36 protein-coding genes and 1 tRNA gene are annotated in these 24,297 nt (G+C 62.7%); 34 read left to right on the top strand and 3 right to left on the bottom strand.

The features are described from left to right. Window positions 1–145 precede the first annotated feature (145 nt). Window positions 146–220, top strand: a tRNA-Val gene (locus ACSBOB_RS22655). A gap of 6 nt (window positions 221–226) precedes the next feature. Here the strand turns inward: ACSBOB_RS22655 and ACSBOB_RS22650 are convergent. After that, on the bottom strand, window positions 227–910 hold the full coding sequence (locus ACSBOB_RS22650; protein WP_442578321.1) for an HAD family hydrolase: 684 nt from the start codon (window positions 908–910) through the stop codon (window positions 227–229). Between the two features lie 151 nt (window positions 911–1,061). Here ACSBOB_RS22650 and rpiA point away from each other — a divergent pair, with 151 nt between their 5' ends. The 3 genes from rpiA (at window position 1,062) to gor (ending at window position 3,852) form a co-directional block, all read left to right on the top strand. Further along, entirely contained in the window at window positions 1,062–1,763 is a 702-nt protein-coding gene (rpiA, locus tag ACSBOB_RS22645) for a ribose-5-phosphate isomerase RpiA (protein ID WP_442578320.1), read from the top strand. A gap of 122 nt (window positions 1,764–1,885) precedes the next feature. Then, window positions 1,886–2,344, top strand: a complete 459-nt coding sequence (locus ACSBOB_RS22640) for a DUF2059 domain-containing protein (RefSeq protein ID WP_442578319.1) — start codon at window positions 1,886–1,888, stop codon at window positions 2,342–2,344. Between the two features lie 116 nt (window positions 2,345–2,460). Next, on the top strand, window positions 2,461–3,852 hold the full coding sequence (gene gor, locus ACSBOB_RS22635) for a glutathione-disulfide reductase (RefSeq protein WP_442578318.1): 1,392 nt from the start codon (window positions 2,461–2,463) through the stop codon (window positions 3,850–3,852). Between the two features lie 105 nt (window positions 3,853–3,957). On the opposite strand, the gene ACSBOB_RS22630 is transcribed toward gor, so the two are convergent. Together ACSBOB_RS22630 and ACSBOB_RS22625 are read right to left on the bottom strand one after the other, a co-directional pair. Continuing rightward, window positions 3,958–5,094: a PLP-dependent cysteine synthase family protein gene (locus tag ACSBOB_RS22630; protein WP_442578317.1), complete on the bottom strand. Its 1,137-nt coding sequence runs from the start codon at window positions 5,092–5,094 to the stop codon at window positions 3,958–3,960. Window positions 5,095–5,116: 22 nt separating this feature from the next. Continuing rightward, entirely contained in the window at window positions 5,117–5,398 is a 282-nt protein-coding gene (locus tag ACSBOB_RS22625) for a transcriptional regulator (protein WP_442578316.1), read from the bottom strand. A 566-nt stretch (window positions 5,399–5,964) separates the two neighbouring features. On the opposite strand from ACSBOB_RS22625, the gene rpsL reads away from it, so the two are divergent. The 30 genes from rpsL (at window position 5,965) to ACSBOB_RS22475 (ending at window position 24,268) form a co-directional block, all read left to right on the top strand. Continuing rightward, window positions 5,965–6,336 carry a 30S ribosomal protein S12 gene (gene rpsL / locus ACSBOB_RS22620; protein WP_106775706.1) on the top strand — a complete coding sequence of 124 codons (372 nt, stop codon included), beginning with the start codon at window positions 5,965–5,967 and terminating at the stop codon, window positions 6,334–6,336. A 70-nt stretch (window positions 6,337–6,406) separates the two neighbouring features. Beyond that, window positions 6,407–6,877 (top strand): 30S ribosomal protein S7, encoded by a 471-nt coding sequence (gene rpsG, locus ACSBOB_RS22615; protein ID WP_349007001.1) that lies wholly within the window; start codon window positions 6,407–6,409, stop codon window positions 6,875–6,877. 31 nt (window positions 6,878–6,908) lie between these two features. Continuing rightward, a complete protein-coding gene (gene fusA / locus ACSBOB_RS22610) occupies window positions 6,909–8,999 on the top strand; it encodes an elongation factor G (protein WP_442578315.1) in 2,091 nt (696 codons plus the stop codon). Between the two features lie 66 nt (window positions 9,000–9,065). Continuing rightward, window positions 9,066–10,241 carry an elongation factor Tu gene (tuf, locus tag ACSBOB_RS22605; protein ID WP_442577473.1) on the top strand — a complete coding sequence of 392 codons (1,176 nt, stop codon included), beginning with the start codon at window positions 9,066–9,068 and terminating at the stop codon, window positions 10,239–10,241. A gap of 65 nt (window positions 10,242–10,306) precedes the next feature. Next, window positions 10,307–10,615: a 30S ribosomal protein S10 gene (rpsJ, locus tag ACSBOB_RS22600; RefSeq protein ID WP_007066362.1), complete on the top strand. Its 309-nt coding sequence runs from the start codon at window positions 10,307–10,309 to the stop codon at window positions 10,613–10,615. Window positions 10,616–10,724: 109 nt separating this feature from the next. Beyond that, window positions 10,725–11,438: a 50S ribosomal protein L3 gene (gene rplC / locus ACSBOB_RS22595; protein WP_442578314.1), complete on the top strand. Its 714-nt coding sequence runs from the start codon at window positions 10,725–10,727 to the stop codon at window positions 11,436–11,438. Next, a complete protein-coding gene (rplD, locus tag ACSBOB_RS22590) occupies window positions 11,438–12,058 on the top strand; it encodes a 50S ribosomal protein L4 (protein ID WP_442578313.1) in 621 nt (206 codons plus the stop codon). The genes rplC and rplD overlap by 1 nt, the downstream gene beginning before the upstream one ends. Further along, on the top strand, window positions 12,055–12,348 hold the full coding sequence (locus tag ACSBOB_RS22585; RefSeq protein ID WP_442578312.1) for a 50S ribosomal protein L23: 294 nt from the start codon (window positions 12,055–12,057) through the stop codon (window positions 12,346–12,348). The genes rplD and ACSBOB_RS22585 overlap by 4 nt, the downstream gene beginning before the upstream one ends. 19 nt (window positions 12,349–12,367) lie before the next feature. Continuing rightward, a complete protein-coding gene (rplB, locus tag ACSBOB_RS22580) occupies window positions 12,368–13,201 on the top strand; it encodes a 50S ribosomal protein L2 (protein ID WP_442578311.1) in 834 nt (277 codons plus the stop codon). A gap of 16 nt (window positions 13,202–13,217) precedes the next feature. Continuing rightward, the gene (gene rpsS, locus ACSBOB_RS22575) at window positions 13,218–13,496 is read left to right on the top strand and encodes a 30S ribosomal protein S19 (protein ID WP_442578310.1); all 279 of its coding nucleotides are present in this window, start codon (window positions 13,218–13,220) and stop codon (window positions 13,494–13,496) included. Window position 13,497: 1 nt separating this feature from the next. Continuing rightward, window positions 13,498–13,884: a 50S ribosomal protein L22 gene (rplV, locus tag ACSBOB_RS22570; RefSeq protein ID WP_442578309.1), complete on the top strand. Its 387-nt coding sequence runs from the start codon at window positions 13,498–13,500 to the stop codon at window positions 13,882–13,884. Continuing rightward, window positions 13,884–14,615: a 30S ribosomal protein S3 gene (rpsC, locus tag ACSBOB_RS22565; protein WP_442578308.1), complete on the top strand. Its 732-nt coding sequence runs from the start codon at window positions 13,884–13,886 to the stop codon at window positions 14,613–14,615. Before rplV ends, rpsC begins: the two co-directional genes overlap by 1 nt. A 25-nt stretch (window positions 14,616–14,640) precedes the next feature. Beyond that, complete coding sequence (rplP, locus tag ACSBOB_RS22560; protein WP_396651425.1) at window positions 14,641–15,054, top strand: 50S ribosomal protein L16; 414 nt, start codon at window positions 14,641–14,643, stop codon at window positions 15,052–15,054. A gap of 14 nt (window positions 15,055–15,068) precedes the next feature. Continuing rightward, on the top strand, window positions 15,069–15,266 hold the full coding sequence (rpmC, locus tag ACSBOB_RS22555; protein WP_442578307.1) for a 50S ribosomal protein L29: 198 nt from the start codon (window positions 15,069–15,071) through the stop codon (window positions 15,264–15,266). Window positions 15,267–15,277: 11 nt separating this feature from the next. Next, on the top strand, window positions 15,278–15,523 hold the full coding sequence (gene rpsQ, locus ACSBOB_RS22550; protein ID WP_442578306.1) for a 30S ribosomal protein S17: 246 nt from the start codon (window positions 15,278–15,280) through the stop codon (window positions 15,521–15,523). Between the two features lie 67 nt (window positions 15,524–15,590). Next, a complete protein-coding gene (gene rplN, locus ACSBOB_RS22545) occupies window positions 15,591–15,959 on the top strand; it encodes a 50S ribosomal protein L14 (protein ID WP_442578305.1) in 369 nt (122 codons plus the stop codon). Between the two features lie 11 nt (window positions 15,960–15,970). Further along, on the top strand, window positions 15,971–16,282 hold the full coding sequence (rplX, locus tag ACSBOB_RS22540) for a 50S ribosomal protein L24 (protein WP_442578304.1): 312 nt from the start codon (window positions 15,971–15,973) through the stop codon (window positions 16,280–16,282). Continuing rightward, the gene (gene rplE / locus ACSBOB_RS22535; protein WP_442578303.1) at window positions 16,275–16,832 is read left to right on the top strand and encodes a 50S ribosomal protein L5; all 558 of its coding nucleotides are present in this window, start codon (window positions 16,275–16,277) and stop codon (window positions 16,830–16,832) included. Before rplX ends, rplE begins: the two co-directional genes overlap by 8 nt. A gap of 26 nt (window positions 16,833–16,858) precedes the next feature. After that, window positions 16,859–17,164 (top strand): 30S ribosomal protein S14, encoded by a 306-nt coding sequence (rpsN, locus tag ACSBOB_RS22530; protein WP_442578302.1) that lies wholly within the window; start codon window positions 16,859–16,861, stop codon window positions 17,162–17,164. 12 nt (window positions 17,165–17,176) lie between these two features. Further along, on the top strand, window positions 17,177–17,575 hold the full coding sequence (rpsH, locus tag ACSBOB_RS22525; protein WP_442578301.1) for a 30S ribosomal protein S8: 399 nt from the start codon (window positions 17,177–17,179) through the stop codon (window positions 17,573–17,575). A gap of 37 nt (window positions 17,576–17,612) precedes the next feature. Beyond that, on the top strand, window positions 17,613–18,146 hold the full coding sequence (gene rplF / locus ACSBOB_RS22520; protein ID WP_442578300.1) for a 50S ribosomal protein L6: 534 nt from the start codon (window positions 17,613–17,615) through the stop codon (window positions 18,144–18,146). Window positions 18,147–18,291: 145 nt separating this feature from the next. Next, complete coding sequence (rplR, locus tag ACSBOB_RS22515) at window positions 18,292–18,651, top strand: 50S ribosomal protein L18 (RefSeq protein ID WP_442578299.1); 360 nt, start codon at window positions 18,292–18,294, stop codon at window positions 18,649–18,651. Between the two features lie 77 nt (window positions 18,652–18,728). Further along, the gene (gene rpsE / locus ACSBOB_RS22510) at window positions 18,729–19,298 is read left to right on the top strand and encodes a 30S ribosomal protein S5 (RefSeq protein WP_442578298.1); all 570 of its coding nucleotides are present in this window, start codon (window positions 18,729–18,731) and stop codon (window positions 19,296–19,298) included. Window positions 19,299–19,321: 23 nt separating this feature from the next. Beyond that, window positions 19,322–19,516 carry a 50S ribosomal protein L30 gene (gene rpmD, locus ACSBOB_RS22505; RefSeq protein ID WP_442578297.1) on the top strand — a complete coding sequence of 65 codons (195 nt, stop codon included), beginning with the start codon at window positions 19,322–19,324 and terminating at the stop codon, window positions 19,514–19,516. 21 nt (window positions 19,517–19,537) lie between these two features. Beyond that, on the top strand, window positions 19,538–20,035 hold the full coding sequence (rplO, locus tag ACSBOB_RS22500) for a 50S ribosomal protein L15 (RefSeq protein WP_442578296.1): 498 nt from the start codon (window positions 19,538–19,540) through the stop codon (window positions 20,033–20,035). A gap of 130 nt (window positions 20,036–20,165) precedes the next feature. Then, window positions 20,166–21,506, top strand: coding sequence for a preprotein translocase subunit SecY (gene secY / locus ACSBOB_RS22495; protein WP_442578295.1), 1,341 nt, complete (start codon window positions 20,166–20,168; stop codon window positions 21,504–21,506). Beyond that, on the top strand, window positions 21,503–22,099 hold the full coding sequence (locus tag ACSBOB_RS22490) for an adenylate kinase (RefSeq protein ID WP_442578294.1): 597 nt from the start codon (window positions 21,503–21,505) through the stop codon (window positions 22,097–22,099). The genes secY and ACSBOB_RS22490 overlap by 4 nt, the downstream gene beginning before the upstream one ends. A 180-nt stretch (window positions 22,100–22,279) precedes the next feature. Continuing rightward, on the top strand, window positions 22,280–22,648 hold the full coding sequence (gene rpsM, locus ACSBOB_RS22485; protein ID WP_442578293.1) for a 30S ribosomal protein S13: 369 nt from the start codon (window positions 22,280–22,282) through the stop codon (window positions 22,646–22,648). Between the two features lie 112 nt (window positions 22,649–22,760). Continuing rightward, entirely contained in the window at window positions 22,761–23,150 is a 390-nt protein-coding gene (gene rpsK / locus ACSBOB_RS22480) for a 30S ribosomal protein S11 (protein WP_106771983.1), read from the top strand. Window positions 23,151–23,257: 107 nt separating this feature from the next. Further along, a complete protein-coding gene (locus ACSBOB_RS22475; RefSeq protein WP_442578292.1) occupies window positions 23,258–24,268 on the top strand; it encodes a DNA-directed RNA polymerase subunit alpha in 1,011 nt (336 codons plus the stop codon). Window positions 24,269–24,297: the final 29 nt, after the last annotated feature.

Genomic DNA, 24,297 nt, shown 5'->3' with positions numbered 1-24,297 from the left:
GGCGGGCTTCCCGCCCGCCGCCCCCGGTCGTATGCGCCGCCATCCGCTTGTCGGCGAACTATCCACAAAGCGCGCCAAGTGTCCTTGACTTGGCCTGCCGGCTCACCCTATATCGCGGCTCGCTTCGGCCTTCGGGCTTGCAGGCGGGCGATTAGCTCAGCGGGAGAGCACACCCTTCACACGGGTGGGGTCGCAGGTTCAATCCCTGCATCGCCCACCATTCTCCTCAGGCCTGTGCCGCCTGAAGCAGGTTTTCACACATCTCCACCGTCAACTCGTCGAAATGCGAGATGATCCGTGACGGTCCGAATTCACGCACATGCCGGTCGGTGTAGCCGAAATCGACGGCGACCACCGGAATGCCTGCCGCCTTCGCCGTATCGATATCGGTCTGCGAATCGCCGACCATGACCGCTTGGCCCGCATCGCCACCCGCCTTTGCGATCGTTTCGACGAGATGGCGAGGATCGGGCTTGCGGAAGGCGAAGGTGTCGGACCCGCAGATCGCCGAAAACTGCCCGGCAAGGCCGAGCCCTTCCAGCAGGCGCTTGGAAAAACCTTCCGTCTTGTTGGTGCAGACGGCGAGACGATAGCCTGCCACGGCAAGGCGCGTCAGCGCGGCCGGCACTCCCGGATAGGGTTGCGACTGGCCCGGAATGTTGCCGCCATAGTGATCGAGGAACAGGTTAAACAGCCGGTCGTGCTCGCCAGGCTCGAGCATGCGCTTCTGTGCCGCATAGGCACGCGCAATCATCACTCGCGCGCCATGGCCGACGAACTGGCGGATACCGTTGGCGTCCGCCATCGCCGCGCCACCGGCCAGCAGGCTGTGGTTCAGGCTGTCCAGCAGGTCGGGAGCGGTATCGACGAGGGTTCCGTCGAGATCGAAGACGACAATTGGACGATTCATGAGAAGGCTCGCATGGCTAAGGAAGGGATCGTGCCCGACGTACCGCGTGCGCCAGCATGGCGCAACCCGACAGGACCTGCTTGCCGGCCCAGGGTTTGCCCGGCGCGGCAAAGATGCTAAGCGCGACTTTCGAGGAGACGGCGGACGGCTCATGGATGCGCGGATACTGAAGATCGAGGCGGCGAGAGCTGCCCTTGCCCATGTCGAGGACGGCATGCGCCTCGGCATCGGCAGCGGGTCGACCGCCGAGGAATTCGTGCGGCTGCTTGCAAAGAGGGTCGGGGAGGGGCTGTCGATTGTCGGCGTGCCGACATCCGAGCGCACCGCAAACCTCTGCAACGAGACCGGCGTGCCGCTGACGACGCTGGACGAGACGCCCGAACTCGACCTCACCATCGACGGCGCCGACGAGTTCGATCCGAACCTGTTCCTGATCAAGGGCGGCGGTGGCGCATTGCTGCGCGAGAAGATCGTGGCCGCTGCTTCGAAGCGCATGATCGTCATCGCCGACGAAAGCAAGGCGGTCGACATGCTCGGGCGCTTCCCGCTTCCCGTCGAGGTCAACCGTTTCGGCCTGCGCGCGACGGAGATGGCGATCCGTCGTGTCGCCGATTCCCTCGGTCTAGCGGGGCCGATCACATTGCGGATGACGAAGGATGCGCCATTTGTTACAGACGGTGGGCATTTCATCCTCGACGCATCTTTTGGCCGCATTCCCGATCCAAGAGCGCTGTCAAATGGTCTTCATTCCGTGCCGGGTGTCGTCGAGCACGGGCTGTTTCTCGACCTGGCGCGCATGGCGGTGGTGGCCGGCGCAAGCGGCGTGAGGACGATCCTCGCGCAACAACAATAACAGGAGTTGCCTCTATCATGATCCGGCTGAATTCAGTCCGCCGTCTCGCTTTCGCAGCTTTCGCCTCGGCGGTCGTCTTCACGGCGATGCCGGCTTTTGCGCAGGACATTTCCGAAGACCATTTGAAGGCCGCGCGCGGGGCGCTCGCGGCGATCGGCGCGACCGAGGTGTATGACGGCATCCTGCCCGACGCCGCGGCGGCGCTGAAGCAATCGCTCATCCAGAAGAACCCGGATCTGCAGGAACTGATCGTCAAGACGGTCGACGAGACGACGATCTCGCTGGCGCCGCGCCGCGCCGACCTCGAGAAGGAGGCGGCCCTTATCTATGCCAAGAGCTTTTCCATTGATGAGTTGAATGCCATCACCACCTTCTATGGTTCCCCGGCCGGCAAAAAGCTGCTTTCGGATGGCCCGGTGCTGATACGCAGCATCGCCCAGGCTGCGGAAATCTGGCAGCGCGGCGTTGCACGCGATCTGGCGGATGGTGTCGGCAAGACCCTCGACACGACTGTGGCCGCAAACAAGCCTGCGCCTGCTGAAGCCCCGGCGCCGGCCGAGGGCGAACCGAAGGCAAACTGAAACCGATCCGGTTGGACGCGACTGCAGAACAAGCCCGGCCTCGCGCCGGGCTTTTCATTTTGGTGTGCACTGCATAAGTGAGACTTCTTTCCCGGAACGCGATGCGGAGACGGCCGATGCCCGAATACGACTACGACCTCTTCGTGATCGGCGGAGGGTCTGGCGGGGTCCGCGCGGCGCGGGTTGCGGCGGGGATGGGCAAGCGGGTTGCGATCGCTGAAGAATTCCGCTTTGGCGGCACATGCGTGATCCGCGGCTGCGTGCCGAAGAAGCTACTGGTCTACGCCTCGCAGTACTCCGAGCATTTCGAGGACGCCGCCGGTTATGGCTGGAGCGTCGGCGAGACACGCTTCGACTGGTCGGCCCTGATCGCCGGCAAGGACCGCGAGATCGCCCGGCTGGAGACGATCTACCGCTCCGGCGTCGAGAAGGCCGGCGGCACGGCATTCCACAGCCGCGCCGAACTGCTGGATCGCCACACGATCCGCCTGCTTGCCGAAAACCGGACGGTGACGGCTGAAACCATCCTGATCGCCACCGGTGGCAGGCCGAGCCCGCATGAGGCGCTGCCCGGCCACGAACTGACCATCACCTCCAACGAAGCGTTTCATCTCAACGAACTGCCCAAGGCGATCGTCATTGCCGGCGGCGGCTACATAGCGGTGGAATTCGCCAACATCTTCCACGGGCTCGGCGTCGACACCACTCTGATCTATCGCGGCGCGGAGATTCTATCGCGCTTCGACATGGACCTGAGGCGCGGCTTGCACGAGGCGATGGAACACAAGGGTATAAGGATCCTCTGCCACGACGTATTCGCCGGCATCGAGGAATGCGGCGACGGACAGCTCTTGGCGCGCACCGCCAAGGGACGCGAGATCGTTGCCGACCAGGTTATGCTGGCGTTGGGCCGAACGCCCAACACCGAAAACCTCGGATTGGAAAATGCCGGCGTGGCGCTCGGGCCGGTCGGCGACATCCTGGTCGACGATTTTTCGCGCACCAATGTCGAAAACATCTATGCGCTGGGCGACGTGACCAACCGGTTGCAGCTGACGCCGGTGGCCATCCACGAGGCGATGTGTTTCGTGGAGACGGTGTTCAAGGGCAACCCGACAAAACCCGACCTCGACGATGTCCCGACGGCGGTGTTCTCGCAACCGGAGATCGGCACGGTCGGCCTGTCGGAGGAAGCCGCGGCGAAGAAGCTTGGCGACCTCGATGTTTACCGAGCGGCGTTCCGGCCGATGCGCAACATCCTGCCTGGCCGCGATGAGCGGATGATCACGAAGCTTGTGGTCGAGGCGTCTACCGGGATTGTCGTCGGCGCACACATCCTCGGGCCTGATGCCGGCGAGATGGCACAGCTTCTCGGCATCGCCATCAAGGGAAAGCTGACCAAGGATGTGTTTGACCGCACCATGGCCGTGCACCCGACAGCCGCCGAGGAACTGGTCACCATGTACCAGCCCACCTATCGGATCAGGAGTGGCGAACGGATTGCTTGAAGATTGAGGCCGGCTGCTCAAGCAACGGCCAACTGATGATTCAACGCGGCCGGTGTCGGGGTAGGGCTTCGGCCTCAGGGTCGCTGCCGCCGTGGCAGCCTCTCTCTAACGGGCTTTCTTGAGGTCCGCAGGCTCGTCACCCCAACTTTCCCGAACCGGCAGGTCGAGCGGCCGGCCCGCAAGGAATGCCTCGATTGCGGGGATATGGGGCGAAGGGTCTAGCCCGGCCTGGGCCAGCCAGTCGTCGGAATAATAGCTATTGGCGTAGCGTTCGCCGGAATCGCAGATCAGCGTCACGATCGAGCCGACTTGACCGGCCGCGATCATCCGCGACGCGGCAAGACACATGCCCGCAAAGTTCGTGCCGGTCGAGCCGCCGACACGGCGACCGAGACGCTTGGACAGCACCCGCATTGCCGCCAGCGACACCGCGTCGGGAATGCGGACCATATGGTCGATGACGCCGGGCACAAAGGATGGCTCGACACGCGGCCTGCCGATGCCTTCGATGCGCGAAGGCTGCTCGCAACGACGAGCCGGATCCTTGGTCGCGTAGCCGTCGAAGAATGCCGAGCGTTCGGCGTCGGCGACCGACAGCCTGGTACGGTGGCGCTTGTAGCGGATATAGCGGCCGATCGTCGCCGTGGTGCCGCCGGTGCCGGGGCTCATGACGATCCAGGCCGGGATCGGATGCCGTTCGTCGCGCATCTGGCCGAAGATCGATTCGGCGATGTTGTTGTTGCCGCGCCAGTCGGTGGCGCGCTCGGCAAAGGTGAACTGGTCCATGAAATGACCGCCGAGCCTTGCCGCGAGTTCGGCCGACTCGGCATAGATGCGGCGGCCGTCGTCGATGAAATGGCAGGCGCCGCCGTAATGCTCGATTGCAGCGATCTTTTCGGGCGAGGTCGTGCGCGGCATCACCGCGTAGAAGGGCACGCCGATCATGCGGGCGAAATAGGCTTCCGACACGGCGGTCGACCCCGACGAAGCCTCGATCACCGGTGCGCCCTCGCGAATATGGCCGTTGCACAGGGCATAAAGGAACAAGGAACGCGCCAGGCGGTGCTTCAGGCTGCCGGTCGGATGTGTCGACTCGTCCTTCAGATAAAGGTCGATGCCGGAAAGGGCACGGACATCGAGCTTCCACAGATGGGTGTCGGCCGAACGTCGCTGGTCGGCCTCGATCCGGGCGACGGCCTCGTCGGCCCAGCCGCGCGACACGGGTTTTCCCCGATCGTTCATACCCTCCTCCAGATGAAGCCTGTCAGATCACTTCCTCGAACGTAACGATGGAGACTTCGCCCTCGAGCGCGCCCTGATAGGCGGAGGCGTGAGGCTCTTCGTCCGGCGGACCTTCCAGCTCGCCGATCTGGTCGAGTTCCACCTCGGCGTAACCCTCCTTCGCCAGCGCATCCAAAGTCGTGCGCACCGCGGAATCATCGTCCGGCGCGACGAGGAAGATATGAACACCCTCCGATTCGCCGCCTTTTTCGCGGAACACGCGGCCGGTGATGATGGTGACGGGTTTAGGGTCGTTGTCGTTCATGGTGTGATTCCTCGCATGTTACATGGCGGCTGTCTCGCGCCATTCGATCTCGCACCGGCAGATAGGGGAGCTGAGTTTTTGATTCCATATAAGCTGCGAATCGCCGGCGCCATCTGCCGGGCGCGCCGCAGGCACGATTGACGCAGCTTGCGACGCGGCACTTCCCGAAACTCGGTTTGGGTCGTGATATATTGTTGTGCGTCGACGGGTGGCGGCGATAAAAGATTGCCGCCACCAGGCGCAAGCCTGCCATGCAGGCGCAATCATAGAGATTTCCGCCGCCCGGGGTTGACGAACAGGGACTCACCGAGTAGAAGCCGCCTCGTCTGAACCGATGTGAGGTCTGATGTTTCGGGGCGCCTCGCCCTGAAGTTCACCTCAAACAAGGTTCGTTCTACGAGCGAAAACACATTTCCGGCATGCATGAAGCGCTTTGCGCCTCCTCTGCTTTTTGTTCGGGCAAAACCGCAGGATGCGGTTTCTTGCCCGAATTTGCGTATGGAGATGACGTTCGAAACCGCCCTGGACGGGCCCTGGATACGGACTAAGAAAGACAAGAGGATTTAATGCCTACCGTCAACCAGCTGATCCGCAAGCCGCGCCAAGCGCCGGCGACGCGCAATAAGGTTCCGGCCATGCAGCAGAACCCGCAGAAGCGGGGCGTCTGCACGCGCGTCTACACGACGACGCCGAAGAAGCCGAACTCGGCGCTGCGCAAGGTCGCGAAGATCCGCCTGACCAACGGCTTCGAGGTGATCGGCTACATCCCGGGCGAGGGCCATAACCTTCAGGAGCACTCGGTGGTGATGATCCGCGGTGGCCGCGTGAAGGATCTGCCGGGCGTGCGCTACCACATCATCCGCGGCGTGCTCGACACCCAGGGCGTCAAGAACCGCAAGCAGCGCCGTTCGAAGTACGGCGCCAAGCGTCCGAAGTAAGGGCTTTTCCCCCCGGCTCCGGCGCTTTCTTTTTAGAGCGCCAGGCCGTCGAGAGTGAGAGATAGAGCAGATGTCCCGTCGTCACAGTGCAGACAAGCGCGAAATCAACCCGGATCCCAAGTTCGGCGATCTGGTCGTCACCAAGTTCATGAATGCCATCATGTATGACGGCAAGAAGTCGGTCGCCGAGACGATCGTCTACAGCGCTTTCGAGCAGGTTCGCTCCAAGGCCAAGCAGGAGCCGGTGGTGGTCTTCAAGCAGGCGCTCGACAATGTCGCGCCGCATGTCGAGGTCCGTTCCCGCCGCGTCGGCGGTGCCACGTACCAGGTGCCAGTCGACGTCCGCCCGGAGCGCCGCCAGGCGCTCGCCATCCGCTGGCTGATCACGGCTGCCCGCAACCGCAACGAGACCACCATGGTCGATCGCCTGTCCGGCGAACTCATGGATGCCGCCAACAATCGGGGCACGGCGGTCAAGAAGCGTGAAGACACCCACAAGATGGCCGAAGCCAACCGCGCCTTCGCGCATTACCGCTGGTAACGGCGCGGACAGGACATAAAGAGGCACTCCCATGGCTCGCGAATATAAGATCGAAGACTACCGCAATTTTGGTATCATGGCGCATATCGACGCCGGCAAGACCACGACCACGGAGCGCGTGCTCTATTACACGGGCAAGTCGCACAAGATCGGTGAAGTCCATGACGGTGCTGCCACCATGGACTGGATGGAGCAGGAGCAGGAGCGAGGCATCACCATCACGTCGGCTGCCACGACGACCTTCTGGAAGGGTCGCGACGGCAAGCTGCGCCGCTTCAACATCATCGACACTCCCGGCCACGTCGACTTCACCATTGAGGTGGAGCGTTCGCTGCGCGTTCTCGACGGCGCCATCGCGCTGCTCGACGCCAACGCCGGTGTCGAGCCGCAGACTGAGACCGTCTGGCGCCAGGCCGACAAGTATCACGTGCCGCGGCTGATCTTCTGCAACAAGATGGACAAGATCGGCGCGGATTTCTATCGCTCGGCCGAGATGATCAAGACGCGCCTCGGTGCGCAGGCTGTGGTCATGCAGTTGCCGATCGGCGCCGAGACCGAGTTCAAGGGCGTCATTGATCTCGTCGAGATGAAGGCGCTTGTCTGGCGCAATGAAGAGCTGGGCGCACAGTGGGATATCGTCGAGATTCCTGCCGACCTGCAGGATCGCGCCGTCGAATACCGTGAGAAGATGATCGAGGCCGCCGTCGACATGGACGAGACGGCGATGGAGAACTACCTCGAAGGCAACATGCCGTCGAACGACGAGATCCGGGCGCTGATCCGCAAGGGCACGATCGCGGTGAAATTCTTCCCGATGTTCTGCGGCTCGGCCTTCAAGAACAAGGGCGTTCAGCCTTTGCTCGATGCCGTCGTCGAATATCTGCCGTCGCCGCTGGATGTTCCGGCGATCAAGGGCATCGACGCCAAGACCGAGGCTGACATCGAGCGTCATGCCGATGACAGCGAGCCGCTGTCGATGCTGGCGTTCAAGATCATGAACGACCCCTTCGTCGGTTCGCTGACCTTTGCCCGCATCTATTCGGGCAAGCTGTCCAAGGGCACCGCCGTCGACAACACGGTGAAGGGCAAGAAGGAACGCATCGGCCGCATGCTGCAGATGCATGCGAATTCGCGTGCCGATATCGAAGAGGCTTTTGCCGGCGACATCGTCGCTCTGGCTGGGCTGAAGGATACGACGACCGGCGATACCCTGTGCGATCCCGCGCATCCGGTCATCCTCGAGCGCATGGAATTCCCCGATCCGGTCATCCAGATCGCGATCGAGCCGAAGACCAAGAACGACCAGGAAAAGATGGGCCTCGCATTGCATCGCCTGGCTGCCGAGGATCCGTCCTTCCGCGTGAAGACCGACGAGGAGTCCGGCCAGACCATCATCTCCGGCATGGGCGAGTTGCATCTCGACATCATCGTCGACCGCATGCGCCGCGAGTTCAAGGTCGAGGCGAATGTCGGTGCGCCGCAGGTGGCCTATCGCGAGACGATCACCCGGAAGCACGAGCAGGATTACACCCACAAGAAGCAGACCGGCGGCACTGGCCAGTTCGCCCGCGTCAAGATCATCTTCGAGCCGGATCCGGAAAGCACCGAGTTCCAGTTCGAGTCCAAGATCGTCGGCGGCGCGGTTCCGAAGGAATACATCCCGGGCGTCGAGAAGGGCATCAACAGCGTCATGACGGCTGGTCCGTTCGCTGGCTTCCCGATGATCGGTGTCAAGGCGACGCTGATCGACGGCGCGTTCCACGATGTGGACTCCAGCGTGCTGGCCTTCGAAATCGCCGGACGCGCCTGCTTCCGCGAGGCCGCACCCAAGCTCGGCGTGCAGTTGCTGGAGCCGATCATGAAGGTCGAGGTGGTGACGCCCGAGGATTATGTCGGCAACGTCATCGGCGATCTGAACGGCCGTCGCGGTCAGATCCAGGGCCAGGAAAGCCGCGGCGTCGCCGTGGTTGTCAACGCCATGGTGCCGCTCGCCAACATGTTCAAATACGTCGACAACCTGCGCTCGATGTCGCAGGGCCGTGCCGCCTACACGATGCAGTTCGACCACTACGAGCCGGTGCCGACTGCGGTCGCGCAGGAAGTCCAGAAGAAATACGCATAAGCCCAAGGGCATCTGCGCGAAACTTGATCCATTGCCTTAACGGGCGAAGCAAGACGGAGACCTCACATGGCCAAGAGCAAATTTGAGCGGAACAAGCCGCATGTGAACATTGGTACGATCGGCCATGTCGACCATGGCAAGACGTCGTTGACGGCTGCGATCACCAAGTATTTCGGCGAATACAAGCGCTACGACCAGATCGACGCGGCTCCCGAAGAGAAGGCGCGCGGCATCACCATCTCGACGGCCCACGTCGAATACGAGACGCCGGCCCGCCACTACGCGCATGTCGACTGCCCCGGCCACGCCGACTATGTGAAGAACATGATCACCGGTGCGGCGCAGATGGACGGCGCGATCCTGGTGGTTTCGGCCGCCGACGGCCCGATGCCGCAGACCCGCGAGCACATTCTTCTCGCCCGCCAGGTCGGCGTTCCTTCGATCGTCGTGTTCCTGAACAAGGTCGACCAGGTCGACGACGCCGAGCTGCTGGAACTGGTCGAGCTCGAGGTTCGCGAACTGCTGTCGAAGAACGAGTTCCCCGGCGACGACATTCCGATCGTTCCCGGCTCGGCTCTGGCTGCCCTTGAGGACAGCAACAAAGAGATCGGCGAGGACGCGATCCGCAAGCTGATGGCCGAGGTCGACCGCTACATCCCGACGCCCGAGCGTCCGATCGACCAGCCGTTCCTGATGCCGATCGAGGACGTGTTCTCGATCTCGGGCCGCGGCACGGTTGTGACCGGCCGCGTCGAGCGCGGCATCGTCAAGGTCGGCGAGGAGCTTGAGATCGTCGGCATCCGCCCGACGGCCAAGACCACCTGCACCGGCGTCGAGATGTTCCGCAAGCTTCTGGACCAGGGCCAGGCGGGCGACAACATCGGCGCGCTGCTGCGCGGCGTGGATCGTGAAGGTGTCGAGCGCGGCCAGGTCCTGGCCAAGCCGGGCACGGTGAAGCCGCACAAGAAGTTCGTGGCCGAGGCCTACATCCTGACCAAGGAAGAGGGCGGCCGCCACACGCCGTTCTTCACCAACTACCGTCCGCAGTTCTACTTCCGCACGACGGACGTGACCGGCATCGTGACGCTCGCCGAGGGCACCGAGATGGTGATGCCGGGCGACAATGTGACGGTCGACGTCGAGCTGATCGTGCCGATCGCCATGGAGGAGAAGCTGCGCTTCGCCATCCGCGAAGGCGGCCGCACCGTCGGCGCCGGCGTCGTCGTCAGCATCAAAGAATAAGAAGCAACCGATCTGTCGCGGGCGGGAATTCGCCCGCGCCGCGCCAGAACAAGGAATTCGACGAGATGAACGGTCAAAATATCCGTATCCGCCTCAAAGCGTTCGACCATCGTGTGCTCGATGCTTCCACACGCGAGATCGTGTCCACCGCCAAGCGCACCGGCGCCAATGTGAGGGGCCCGATTCCGCTGCCGACGCGGATCGAGAAGTTCACGGTGAATCGCTCGCCGCACATCGACAAGAAGAGCCGCGAGCAGTTTGAGATGCGCACCCACAAGCGGCTGCTCGACATTGTCGATCCCACGCCGCAGACGGTCGATGCTTTGATGAAGCTCGATCTCGCGGCCGGTGTGGACGTCGAAATCAAGCTCTAAACGGCGGGATCACGAGCCGGACGGACCTTGATCCGAAAGGCTCCTCTGAAGGAACAAGAGGCAGGAAGGGGTTATGCCCCGACCGGTAACTCTGAAGGAAGATGAACCGATGCGTTCAGGTGTTATTGCACAGAAGTTGGGAATGACGCGCGTCTACAACGACGCTGGCGAGCATGTCCCCGTTACCGTTCTGCTCATGGAGAGCTGCCAGGTCGTGGCCCAGCGCACGAAAGAGAAGAATGGCTACACCGCCGTTCAGCTCGGTGTTGGCCTGGCCAAGGTCAAGAACACCTCGAAGGCGATGCGCGGCCACTTCGCCGGCGCGTCCGTCGAGCCGAAGACGAAGCTCGCCGAATTCCGAGTGTCCGACGACAATCTGCTCGACGTCGGCGCCGAGATCACTGTCGACCACTTCGTCGCCGGCCAGAAGGTCGACGTGACCGGCACTTCGACCGGCAAGGGTTTCCAGGGCGTCATGAAGCGCCACAATTTCGGCGGCGGCCGCGCCAGCCATGGCGCCTCGGTCACCCATCGCTCGCACGGTTCGACCGGTCAGCGCCAGGACCCCGGCAAGGTGTTCAAAGGCAAGAAGATGGCCGGCCACATGGGCAACACCCGCATCACCACGCAGAACGTCGAGGTCGTCTCGACCGATGCGGATCGCGGCCTGATCCTGATCCGCGGCGCGGTTCCGGGTACCAAGGGCGCCTGGATCCTGGTGCGCGACGCCGTCAAGGTGGCGCTGCCGGACAACGCGCCGAAGCCGGCCGGCCTGCGCGCCGTGGCCAAGACCGAAGCTGCGGCCACTGAGGGTGCGGAATAATGGATATCAAGATTTCAACGCTCGGCGGCGAAGACGCCGGCAAGGTCGAGCTTTCGGACGCGATCTTCGGGCTCGACCCGCGCGAGGACATCCTGCAGCGCGTCGTGCGCTGGCAGCTTGCCAAGAAGCAGCAGGGCACGCATCAGGCGAAGGGGCGCGCGGACATCGCCCGCACCGGTGCCAAGATGTACAAGCAGAAGGGCACGGGCCGCGCCCGTCACCATTCGGCACGTGCCCCGCAGTTCCGTGGCGGCGGCAAGGCTCATGGGCCGGTCGCCCGCAGCCACGAGCATGCGCTGCCCAAGAAGGTACGCGCGCTCGGCCTGAAGCACGCGCTTTCGGCGAAGGCCAAGGCTTCCAGCATCATCGTCGTCGATGATCTGAAGCTGACCGAGGGTAAGACCAAGGCGCTGGTGGCGAATTTCGCGGCACTTGGCCTGTCCAACGCGCTGGTGATCGGTGGCGCCGAGCTCGACGCCAACTTCAAGCTTGCCGCTTCCAACATTCCGAACATCGACGTGCTGCCGATCCAGGGCATCAACGTCTACGACATTCTTCGCCGCGGCACGCTGGTCCTTTCCAAGGCCGCCGTCGAGGCCCTCGAGGAGCGCTTTAAATGACGGATCTTCGCCACTACGACGTGATCGTCAGCCCGGCGATCACCGAAAAGACGACGACGGCGTCGGAACGCAATCAGGTCGTCTTCAACGTTGCCAAGAAGGCGACGAAGCCCGAGATCAAGGCCGCCGTCGAGGCGCTGTTCAGCGTCAAGGTGATGGCCGTGAACACCTTGGTCCGCAAGGGCAAGGTGAAGCGCTTCCGCGGGACAGTTGGCCGGCAGAGCGATGTCAAGAAGGCGGTGATCACTTTGGCCGATGGCCAGTCGATCGACGTCGCGACGGGTCTCTGAGAGGCGCGAGGACAGTAAGATGGCATTGAAGACATACAATCCCGTTACGCCGAGCCTGCGCCAGCTGGTCATCGTCGACCGCTCGGCGCTCTACAAGGGCAAGCCCGTCAAGGGCCTGACCGAGGGCCTGAGGAAGTCGGGTGGCCGCAACAATGCGGGCCGCATCACCGCGCGCTTCATCGGCGGCGGCCACAAGCGTGCCTACCGCCTGATCGATTTCAAGCGCCGCAAGTTCGACATGTCGGCGACGGTCGAGCGGATTGAATACGATCCGAACCGCACCGCCTTCATCGCGCTGATCAAGTACGAGGATGGCGAGCTGAACTACATCCTGGCGCCGCAGCGTCTTGCGGTCGGCGACAAGGTGGTTTCTGGCGAGGCGGCGGACGTGAAGCCGGGCAACGCGATGCCGCTGGCCGCGATGCCGGTCGGTACGATCGTTCACAATGTCGAACTGAAGCCCGGCAAGGGCGGCCAGGTCGCTCGTTCCGCCGGCGCCTACGCACAGTTGGTTGGCCGCGACCAGGGCATGGCCATCCTTCGCTTGAACTCGGGCGAGCAGCGTATCGTGTCGGGCCAGTGCTTCGCGACGGTCGGTGCCGTCTCGAACCCGGACCACGGCAACATCAACGATGGCAAGGCCGGCCGCACAGTCTGGCGCGGCAAGCGTCCGCACAACCGCGGCGTCGTGATGAACCCCGTCGATCACCCGCACGGCGGCGGCGAAGGCCGTACGTCTGGCGGTCGCCATCCGGTCAGCCCGTGGGGCAAGCCCACTAAGGGCAAGAAGACCCGGTCCAACAAGGCGACCGACAAGTTCATCGTGCGTTCGCGCCATCAGCGCAAGAGCTAAGAAGAGGTAACGCGAAGTGACCCGTTCAATCTGGAAAGGTCCGTTCGTCGACGGCTATATTCTCAAGAAGGCCGAGAAGGTGCGTGACGGCGGCCGCAGCGAAGTGATCAAGATGTGGAGCCGTCGCTCCACCATCCTGCCGCAGTTCGTGGGTCTTACCTTCGGCGTGTACAACGGCCAGAAGCATGTCCCGGTCTCGGTGAACGAGGACATGGTCGGCCACAAGTTCGGCGAGTTCTCACCGACCCGGACCTATTACGGTCACGGCGCGGACAAGAAGGCGAAGAGGAAGTAACATGGGCAAGGCCAAAGCTCCGCGCAGGCTTGCTGACAACGAGGCGCGTGCGGTCCTCCGCACCATCCGTATCAGCCCGCAGAAGCTGAACCTGGTTGCCGCGCTCATCCGCGGCAAGAAGGTGCAGACCGCGCTTTCGGATCTCGAGTTTTCGCGCAAGCGCATCGCCGGCACCGTCAAGAAGACGCTGGAATCGGCGATCGCCAATGCCGAGAACAATCATGACCTCGATGTCGACGCGCTTGTCGTCGCCGAGGCCTATGTCGGCAAGTCGATTGTCATGAAGCGTTTCCACGCACGCGGTCGCGGTCGCGCCAGCCGGGTCGAGAAGCCGTTTTCGCACCTGACCATCGTCGTGCGCGAAGTGGAAGAGAAGGAAGCCGCCTGATGGGTCAGAAAATCAATCCGATCGGCCTTCGCCTCGGCATCAACCGTACTTGGGATTCGCGCTGGTACGCGAACACCGGCGAGTACGGCAAGCTGCTGCACGAGGACATCAAGATCCGTGAGTACCTGATGAAGGAACTCAAGCAGGCCGCGGTGTCCAAGGTGGTCATCGAGCGCCCGCACAAGAAGTGCCGCGTGACGATCCACGCCGCGCGTCCGGGTCTGATCATCGGCAAGAAGGGCGCCGACATCGAGAAGCTTCGCAAGAAGCTGATGGAGATGACGAAGTCCGAGACGCATTTGAACATCGTCGAGGTGCGCAAGCCGGAGACCGACGCGACGCTGGTCGCCCAGTCGATCGCCCAGCAGCTCGAGCGCCGCATTGCCTTCCGCCGCGCCATGAAGCGCGCCGTGCAGTCGGCCATGCGCCTTGGCGCCGAGGGCATCCGCATCAATTGTTCGGGCCGTCTCGGCGGCGCCGAGATCGCGCGAATGGAATGGTATCGTGAAGGCCGCGTGCCTCTGCATACGCTGCGCGCCGATGTCGACTACGGCACGGCCGAGGCGCAGACGGCCTACGGCACCTGCGGTGTCAAGGTTTGGGTGTTCAAGGGCGAGATCCTCGAACACGATCCGATGGCATCCGAGCGCCGCGCCAGCGAAGGCGATCATGGTCATTCGGGCGAACGCAGCGACCGTGGCGAGCGTAGCCGCCGCCGCGAGAACGCCTGAGATATAGGAATCTGGAGTAAGAACGATGCTGCAGCCAAAGCGCACAAAGTTCCGCAAGCAGTTCAAGGGCCGCATCCACGGCGCCGCCAAGGGCGGCACCAACCTGGATTTTGGTGGCTTCGGGCTGAAGGCGCTGGAGCCGAACCGCGTCACCGCGCGTGAGATCGAGGCGGCCCGCCGCGCGATCACCCGCGAAATGAAGCGCGCCGGTCGCGTCTGGATCCGGGTGTTCCCGGATCTGCCGGTCACCTCGAAGCCGACCGAGGTGCGCATGGGCAAGGGCAAGGGCGCGGTCGACTACTGGGCGGCGCGCGTCAAGCCGGGCCGCATCATGTTCGAGATCGACGGCGTCAATGAGGAGACCGCGCGTGCCGCGCTGGCCCTCGGCGCGGCCAAGCTCTCGGTGAAAACGCGCTTCGTGCAGCGCATCGCGGAATAGGAAAGGGGTCCGACATGAAGATATCCGACGTCAGGGCGAAGACCCCCGACCAGCTCGACGATGACTTGGCCTCGCTGAAGAAGGAGCAGTTCAACCTGCGCTTTCAGAAGGCGACGGGCCAGCTCGAAAAGACCGCTCGCGTGAGAGAGGTCCGCCGTGACATCGCCCGTATCAAGACGGTCGCCGCTGAAAAAGCGGCCAAGAAGGCTTAAGGACGAACAAAATGCCGAAGCGCATCCTGCAGGGCGTCGTCGTCAGCGACAAGAACGAGAAGACCGTGGTGGTCAAGGTCGAGCGCCGCTTCACCCATCCGGTGATGAAGAAGACCGTGCGTATGTCGAAGAAGTACAAGGCGCATGACGAGAACAACACCCACAAGGTCGGCGACACCGTCTTCATCCAGGAGTCGAAGCCGATCTCGAAGGACAAGCGCTGGGTCGTGGTGACCGAGGCGCAGGCCTCGCAATAACAACGAATTTTGGACAAGCCGGGGAGGGCCATTTGCCCATCTCCAAGAATGAAGAAGGCGGCCAGTCATGATTCAGATGCAAACAAACCTCGACGTCGCGGATAATTCCGGCGCGCGTCGTGTCATGTGCATCAAGGTGCTGGGCGGATCGAAGCGCAAGTATGCTTCGGTCGGCGACATCATCGTTGTGTCGATCAAGGAAGCGATTCCGCGCGGCAAGGTCAAGAAGGGAGACGTGATGAAGGCGGTCGTGGTTCGCACGGCCAAGGACATCCGTCGTCCGGACGGCAGCGTGATCCGTTTCGACAAGAACGCGGCGGTTCTCGTCGACAATAAGAAAGAGCCGATCGGTACGCGCATCTTCGGGCCGGTTCCACGCGAGCTTCGCGCCAAGAACCACATGAAGATCATCTCGCTCGCGCCTGAAGTTCTGTAAGGAGCCGGAAAATGCAGAAGATTCGCAAGGGCGACAAGGTCGTCGTGCTCGCCGGTAAGGACAAGGGCCGTTCCGGCGAAGTGCTTTCGGTTCAGCCGAAGGAAGACACGGCGATCGTGCGCGGCATCAACATCATCGTGCGCCACCAGCGTCAGTCGCAGGCGCAGGAAGGCGGGCTCGTCCGCAAGGAAGCCCCCATTCATTTGTCCAATATCGCATTGGCCGATCCCAAGGACGGCAAGCCCACCCGCGTCGGCTTCAAGATCGAAGGCGACAAGAAGGTGCGCGTCGCGAAGCGCTCGGGAGAAACGATCAATGGCTAAGGCAGCAATCCAGCCGCGCCTTAAGAAGGTCTACGAAGAGACCATCCGCAAGGCGATGCTCGAGCAGTTCAAATACGACAACGAGATGGAAGTTCCGCGTCTCGACAAGATCGTGCTTAACATGGGCGTCGGCGAGGCGACGAGCGATTCCAAGAAGCCTTCGATCGCCGCGGCCGATCTGGCGTTGATCGCCGGCCAGAAGCCGGTCGTGACCCATGCCCGCAAGTCCGTCGCGCAGTTCAAGGTGCGCGAGCACATGCCGATCGGCGCCAAGGTCACGCTGCGCAAGGAACGCATGTATGAGTTCCTCGACCGCCTCGTGAACATCGCGCTGCCGCGCGTCCGCGACTTCCGCGGCCTGAACCCGAAGAGCTTCGACGGGCGTGGCAACTACGCCATGGGCATCAAGGAGCACATCGTGTTCCCCGAGATCAACTACGACAAGGTCGACCAGATCTGGGGAATGGACATCATCGTTTGCACGACCGCCAAGACGGATGACGAAGCCAGGGCTTTGCTCAAGGCTTTTAACTTCCCGTTCCGGCAGTAACGGCAGCGAGCAAAGGAAAATCTGAAATGGCAAAGACCAGCTCAGTCGAGAAGAACAACCACCGCCGGGCGCTCGTCGCGCAGAAGGCCGCCAAGCGCAAGGCGCTGAAGACGGTCATCATGGACAAGGGCGCCTCGATCGAGGAGCGTTTCCGCGCACAGCTCAAGCTTGCAGCGATGCCGCGCAACTCGGCCAAGGTCCGCATCCGCAACCGCTGCGAGATCACCGGACGTCCGCGCGCCTATTATCGCAAGCTGAAGATGTCGCGCATCGCGCTACGTGAGTTGGGCTCGCTCGGTGCCGTGCCGGGCCTGGTCAAGTCGAGCTGGTAAGGAGGATATAATATGTCTTTGAATGATCCTCTCGGCGATATGCTGACCCGCATCCGTAACGCTTACGGACGCAAGAAGAACAAGGTCTCGACGCCCGCTTCGCGGCTGCGCAGCCGTGTCCTGGAAGTCTTGAAGGCTGAAGGCTACATCCGCGATTTCAGCCAGACCGACTTCGACAACGGCAAGTCGGAAATCGAGATTGAGCTGAAGTATTATGACGGCGCGCCGGTGATCCGCGAGATCGCCCGCGTCTCCAAGCCTGGCCGCCGCGTCTACGTGTCGGTGAAGTCGATCCCGTCGGTCGCCAACGGGCTGGGGATATCGATTCTCTCCACGCCGAAGGGCGTGATGGCGGATCACGAAGCGCGCGAGCAGAACGTCGGCGGAGAGATTCTCTGCCGGGTATTCTGATCGGGCCGGGCTGAAACAGAAAGAACGAGGACGAACAATGTCTCGTATTGGCAAGAAACCGGTCAAGGTGCCGGCTGGCGTGACCGCTTCGGTCGACGGGCAGACCGTGACGGCAAAAGGTCCGAAGGGCGAGCTGAAGTTCGTCGTCAACGACGATGTGCTGGTCAAGCTGGACAATGGCGAGATCGCCGTTCAACCGCGCGACCAGACCAAGACAGCCCGTTCCAAGTGGGGCATGTCGCGCACGCAGATCGTCAACATTCTCGAAGGCGTCACCAAGGGCTTCGAGAAGAAGCTCGAGATCAACGGCGTCGGCTATCGCGCTGCCATGCAAGGCAAGAACCTGCAGTTGGCGCTCGGCTTTAGCCACGACGTGGTCTATGAGACCCCGCAGGGAATCACCATTGCCGTGCCGAAGCCGACCGAAATCACGGTGTCGGGCATCGATAAGCAGGCGGTGGGCCAGACGGCTGCCGAGATTCGCGAATATCGCGGTCCCGAGCCCTACAAGGGCAAGGGCGTAAAATATGCCGGCGAGCGCATCGTGCGCAAGGAAGGCAAGAAGAAGTAATTCGCCTGTCGTTGATCGTCATTCGAATGGTGATCGACGAAAGACAATTGGACAACGCCACGGAGGGCGGTTGCGGGCAGGGCTCTCCTGACCGCCAGGTTTTCGGACCGGGCCGCCGCCGTCTTACAAGGCAAGGAAGAAAGACATGGCCTCCAAGGAAGCAACGCAGAAGCGCGCCGATCGTATTCGTCGCCAGATCAAGAAGGTGGCCGGTGGCCGTCCGCGCCTGTCGGTGCACCGCACGTCGAAGAACATCTACGTGCAGGTGATCGATGATGCGCAGGGCCGCACCCTGGCTGCTGCTTCGACCCTGGAAAAGGATCTGAAGGGCGAACTGAAGACCGGCGCCGACACTGCCGCCGCTGCCGCGGTGGGCAAGCTTATCGCCGAGCGCGCCGTCAAGGCTGGCGTCACGGAAGTCGTCTTCGACCGTGGGCCGTATATCTATCATGGCCGCGTCAAGGCGCTTGCCGATGCCGCCCGCGAAGGTGGCCTCAGCTTCTGATTTTTCGCCCCGGCGACCCAAAGAGGCGCCGGATCTCATCATCAACCGTGCTTCCGGAAAAGAACAAGGAACAGGATATGGCACAGGAACGTAGGGACGGTGGCCGCGATCGCGGTCGTGACCGTGAAGAGCGCGACAGCGAATTCGTCGACAAGCTCGTCCACATCAATCGCGTCGCGAAGGTCGTCAAGGGCGGCCGGCGCTTCGGTTTTGCGGCGCTCGTCGTCGTCGGCGATCAGAAGGGGCGCGTTGGCTTCGGTCATGGCAAGGCGCGCGAAGTGCCGGAGGCGATCCGCAAGGCGACAGAATCTGCCAAGCGCGACCTGATCTTCGTGCCGCTGCGCTCGGGCCGTACGCTGCATCATGATGTCGAAGGCCGCTGGGGTGCCGGCAAGGTTCTGCTGCGCGCTGCCAAGCCGGGCACCGGCATCATCGCCGGCGGCCCGATGCGCGCCGTCTTCGAGACGCTCGGTATGCACGACGTGGTGGCCAAGTCGATGGGTTCGTCGAACCCCTACAACATGGTCCGCGCCACGTTCGACGCGCTGAAGAGCCAGTTGCATCCGAAGGATGTGGCTGCCCAGCGCGGCATCAAGTATTCGACGCTTCAGGCTCGCCGCGGCAACGCGGTCGCGGCCGAAGAATAGTCGCCGGCGCAAGGAGTTCGATCATGGCAAAAGCCACCAAGACCGTTACGGTCGAGCAGATCGGCAGCCCGATCCGCCGCCCGAAGGAACAGCGCGCGACGCTTGTCGGCCTCGGCCTGAACAAGATGCACAAGCAGCGCACCCTCGAAGACACGCCGTCGGTGCGCGGCATGATTGCGGCCGTGCAGCATCTCGTTCGCGTCGTCGACGAGAAGTAACCGGCGGGCAGGAGAAAGACGATGAAACTCAACGATCTGCGAGACAACGAAGGCGCGACCCATTCGCGCAAGCGGCTCGGTCGCGGCATCGGCTCCGGCTCGGGCAAGACCGCGGGCCGTGGCGTCAAGGGCCAGAAGGCACGCTCCGGCGTTGCCATCAACGGGTTCGAGGGCGGCCAGATGCCGCTCTACCGGCGCCTGCCGAAGCGCGGCTTCAAGAACCCCTTCACCAAGCATTACAATGCCGTGTCGCTCGCCCGTATCCAGGTGGCGATCGACGCCGGCAAGCTTGACGCCAACGAGACGGTGACGGCGGAAGCCCTCATCAAGGCCGGCGTCATCCGCCGTCCGCTCGACGGCGTCCGTGTCGTCTCCGACGGCGAGCTCAAGGCCAAGCTGTCCTTCGACATCGCCGGCGCCTCCAAGGCGGCGGTGGAGAAGATCGAACAGGCCGGCGGCTCGGTAAAGGTCCCGGAGCCGGTCGAGCCGGTCCGGAAGATGGCCAAGAAGGTCAAGTGATCCTTCGTCGCAGGCGGCGTGACGACATTGTCCGCCGCTTGCAACTTCGAGGCCCGGCGCCTATCTCGTGGCTTCGTCGACTCGTGCCGCCGCTGCGGCCCTCCCAGCGTGACGAAGCGGAGAATACTTCATGGCATCGGCCGCCGAGCAACTTGCCTCCAATCTGAACTTCGCGGCCTTCGCCAAGGCCGAAGACCTGAAGAAGCGCATCTGGTTCACGCTGGGTGCGCTTTTGGTCTATCGCCTGGGCACTTACATCCCGCTTCCCGGCATCTCTCCCGAGGCTTTCGCGCAGGCGTTCTCGCAACAGAGCCGCGGCGTACTCGGCATCTTCAACATGTTTGCGGGCGGCGCCGTCGAGCGGATGGCGATCTTCGCCCTCGGCATCATGCCCTACATCTCCGCCTCCATCATCATGCAGCTCATGACGTCGGTCGTACCGTCGCTGGAAGCGCTGAAAAAGGAAGGCGAGCAGGGTCGCAAGATCATCAACCAGTACACGCGCTACGGCACCGTGCTGCTGGCGCTGGTCCAGGCCTACGGCATCTCGGTCGGCCTTGAGGGCGGCACCGGCATCGTTACCGATCCGGGCTGGTTCTTCCGAATCTCCACGGTCATCACACTGGTCGGCGGCACCATGTTCCTGATGTGGCTCGGCGAGCAGATCACCGCGCGCGGCATCGGCAACGGCATTTCGCTGATCATCTTCGCCGGCATCGTCGCTGGGCTGCCCAACGCAATCGGCGGTACGCTCGAACTCGGACGCACCGGCGCGCTGTCGACCGGCCTGATTCTCGCGATCATCGTGCTGGCGATCGTCGTCATCGCCGTCATCGTCTTCTTCGAGCGGGCCCAGCGCCGTCTGCTCATCCAGTATCCGAAGCGTCAGGTCGGCAATCGGATGTTCCAGGGCGATACGTCGCACCTGCCGCTCAAGCTCAACACCGCGGGCGTCATCCCGCCGATCTTCGCTTCGTCGCTGCTGCTGCTGCCGGCAACCGTCGCCGGGTTCTCCAACACCCAGAACCTGCCGGGTTGGGCCAGCACCGTGCTGGCGACGCTCGGCCACGGCCAGCCGCTCTATATGGCGCTCTACGCCGCGATGATCGTGTTCTTCGCCTTCTTCTACACGGCGATCGTGTTCAACCCGAAGGACACGGCCGACCAGCTGAAGAAGCATTCCGGCTTCATTCCAGGCTATCGCCCGGGCGAGCGGACGGCCGAATACATCGACTACGTGCTGACCCGAATCACCGTGATCGGGGCGATCTATCTCGTCCTCATCTGCCTCATGCCCGAGTTCCTGATTTCGGCCACTGGCGTGCCTTTCTACCTTGGTGGCACTTCGCTTTTGATTGTCGTCAGTGTAACCCTCGACACGGTCGCCCAGATCCAGGGCCACCTGATCGCCCACCAGTATGAGGGGCTCATCAAGAAGTCGAAGCTCCGCGGGGGGAAGAGGGGAAGATGAGGCTCATTCTGCTTGGCCCGCCTGGGGCGGGAAAGGGGACGCAAGCACAAAGACTGGTCGACAAATATGGCATCCCGCAGCTTTCCACCGGAGACATGCTGCGTGCTGCGGTGAAGGCCGGAACGCCTGTCGGGTTAAAGGCGAAGGCGGTTATGGAGGCCGGCGAATTGGTCTCCGACGCCATTGTCAACGCGATCGTAGCCGAACGCTTCGACCAGCCGGATTGCGCCAACGGCTTCATCCTTGACGGATATCCGCGCACATTGGCGCAGGCCGATGCGGTGCAGGCGATGCTCTCCGAGCGTCATGCTGAATTGGACGCGGTGATCGAACTGGTCGTTGACGACAAAATCCTTCTCCAGCGTATTGCCGAGCGGGCCGAAAAGGCAAAGGCTGCAGGTCAGCCGGTTCGCAAGGATGATGATCCGACCATAGCTCCCGAGCGGCTGCGGGAATACTACAAGAAGACGGCGCCTCTCACCGGCTACTACTATGCCAAGGGAATGCTCGAGTCCCTCGACGGCATGGCGGATGTGGACACTGTCACTGCCGCTATCGAAGGAATACTCGGTAAGGTCGTGAAAGCGGCCTGACCGCTATTGACTAATAGTCCTTTCTGGATTATGGCCCGCCGTCTCCCATCAAGGAACGACGTGTTCGGGTCCCTTCCGGACCCTTTTGTTGTTTGATTGGAACACCCGCAAGGGCCGGCCTCCACCGGACGCGGGTCAATCGAAGCGCCGGTTTGTCCGGCCTACATGGAGTGAGAAAAAATGGCTCGTATAGCCGGCGTCAACATACCGACCAACAAGCGCGTCGTCATCGCGCTTCAGTACATTCACGGCATTGGCAAGAAGTTCGCGCAGGAGATCGTCGACAAGGTCGGCATCCCGGCCGAGCGGCGCGTCAGCCAGTTGACCGATGCGGAAGTCTTGCAGATCCGCGAGGCCATCGACCGCGATTACCAGGTCGAAGGCGACCTGCGTCGCGAAGTGTCGATGAACATCAAGCGGCTGATGGATCTGGGCTGCTACCGCGGTCTGCGCCATCGCCGTTCGCTGCCGGTTCGCGGCCAGCGCACGCACACCAACGCCCGTACCCGCAAGGGCCCGGCGAAGGCGATTGCTGGGAAGAAGAAGTAATTGAGCGAGTAGCGAGATAGCGAATAGCGAATAGGGTTCCCTACTCGCTATTCGCTTCTCTGGTGTAGCCGCTGGCATTACGGCGGCGTTGAGATCGACTGAAAGGACTGACATGGCCAAGGAAGCCGGGCGCGTAAAGCGTCGCGAACGCAAGAACATCTCGTCGGGCGTCGCCCACGTGAATTCGACCTTCAACAACACGATGATCACCATCACCGACGCGCAGGGCAATGCGATTGCCTGGTCGTCGGCGGGCGCCCAGGGCTTCAAGGGGTCGCGCAAGTCGACGCCGTTCGCTGCCCAGATGGCTGCCGAGGACGTCGCCAAGAAGGCGCAGGAACATGGTATGCGCACCCTCGAGGTCGAGGTGTGTGGACCCGGCTCCGGCCGCGAGTCGGCGCTGCGCGCCCTGCAGGCCGGCGGCTTCACGATCACCTCGATCCGTGACGTCACGCCGATCCCGCACAATGGCTGCCGGCCGCGCAAGAAGCGTCGCGTCTAAGCAAGATCCAGAACTGCCGCGTGAGCGCTTCACTGTGAAGCGCTCCTCCACGGCTTCCACACGAGCCCGTCACGATTGGATGGTGCGGGCCAGCGGAAGGAAGAAAAATGATCCAGAAAAATTGGCAGGAACTGATCAAGCCGAACAAGATCGAGTTCTCGTCGAAGGGCAAGACCCTGACGAACCTCGTCGCGGAGCCGCTCGAGCGCGGTTTCGGCCTCACGCTCGGCAACGCGCTGCGCCGTGTGCTTTTGTCTTCGCTGCGCGGCGCCGCCGTCACGTCCGTACAGATCGACGGCGTTCTGCATGAGTTCTCGTCGATCTCGGGCGTCCGCGAGGACGTGACCGATATCGTGCTGAACATCAAGGAAATCGCCATCAAGATGGAAGGCGACGGCCCGAAGCGCATGGTTGTGCGCAAGCAGGGACCGGGCTCCGTGCTCGCAGGCGACATCCAGACCGTGGGCGACGTCGAAATCCTCAATCCCGACCATGTGATCTGCACGCTCGACGAGGGCGCCGAAATCCGCATGGAGTTCACCGTCGACACCGGCAAGGGTTATGTGCCCGCCGAGCGCAACCGCGCCGAGGACGCGCCGATCGGCCTCATCCCGGTCGACAGCCTGTATTCGCCGGTCAAGAAGGTCTCTTACAAGGTCGAGAACACCCGCGAGGGTCAGGTCCTCGACTACGACAAGCTGACCATGTCGATCGAGACCAACGGCTCGATCACCGGCGAGGACGCCGTCGCTTTCGCGGCGCGCATCCTGCAGGACCAGCTCGGCCTGTTCGTCAACTTCGACGAGCCGCAGAAGCCGCAGGCCGAAGAGCAGGTCACCGAGCTCGCCTTCAACCCGGCGCTGCTCAAGAAGGTCGACGAGCTCGAACTTTCGGTTCGTTCGGCCAACTGCCTGAAGAACGACAACATCGTCTATATCGGCGACCTGATCCAGAAGACGGAAGCCGAGATGCTGCGCACGCCGAATTTCGGCCGCAAGTCGCTCAACGAGATCAAGGAGGTTCTGGCCGCGATGGGTCTCCATCTCGGTATGGAGGTGGCCGACTGGCCGCCGGAGAACATCGAAGATCTCGCCAAGCGTTACGAAGACCAATATTGAGCATGAATTCCAAGGGCCGGCGGCGTGAG

The sequence above is a fragment of the Mesorhizobium sp. KACC 23794 genome, assembly GCF_052180275.1.
Taxonomy (GTDB): Bacteria; Pseudomonadota; Alphaproteobacteria; order Rhizobiales; family Rhizobiaceae; genus Kumtagia.
Note: the sequence above shows the minus strand (reverse complement) of the source record. Positions and strands in the feature narration are given on the sequence as shown.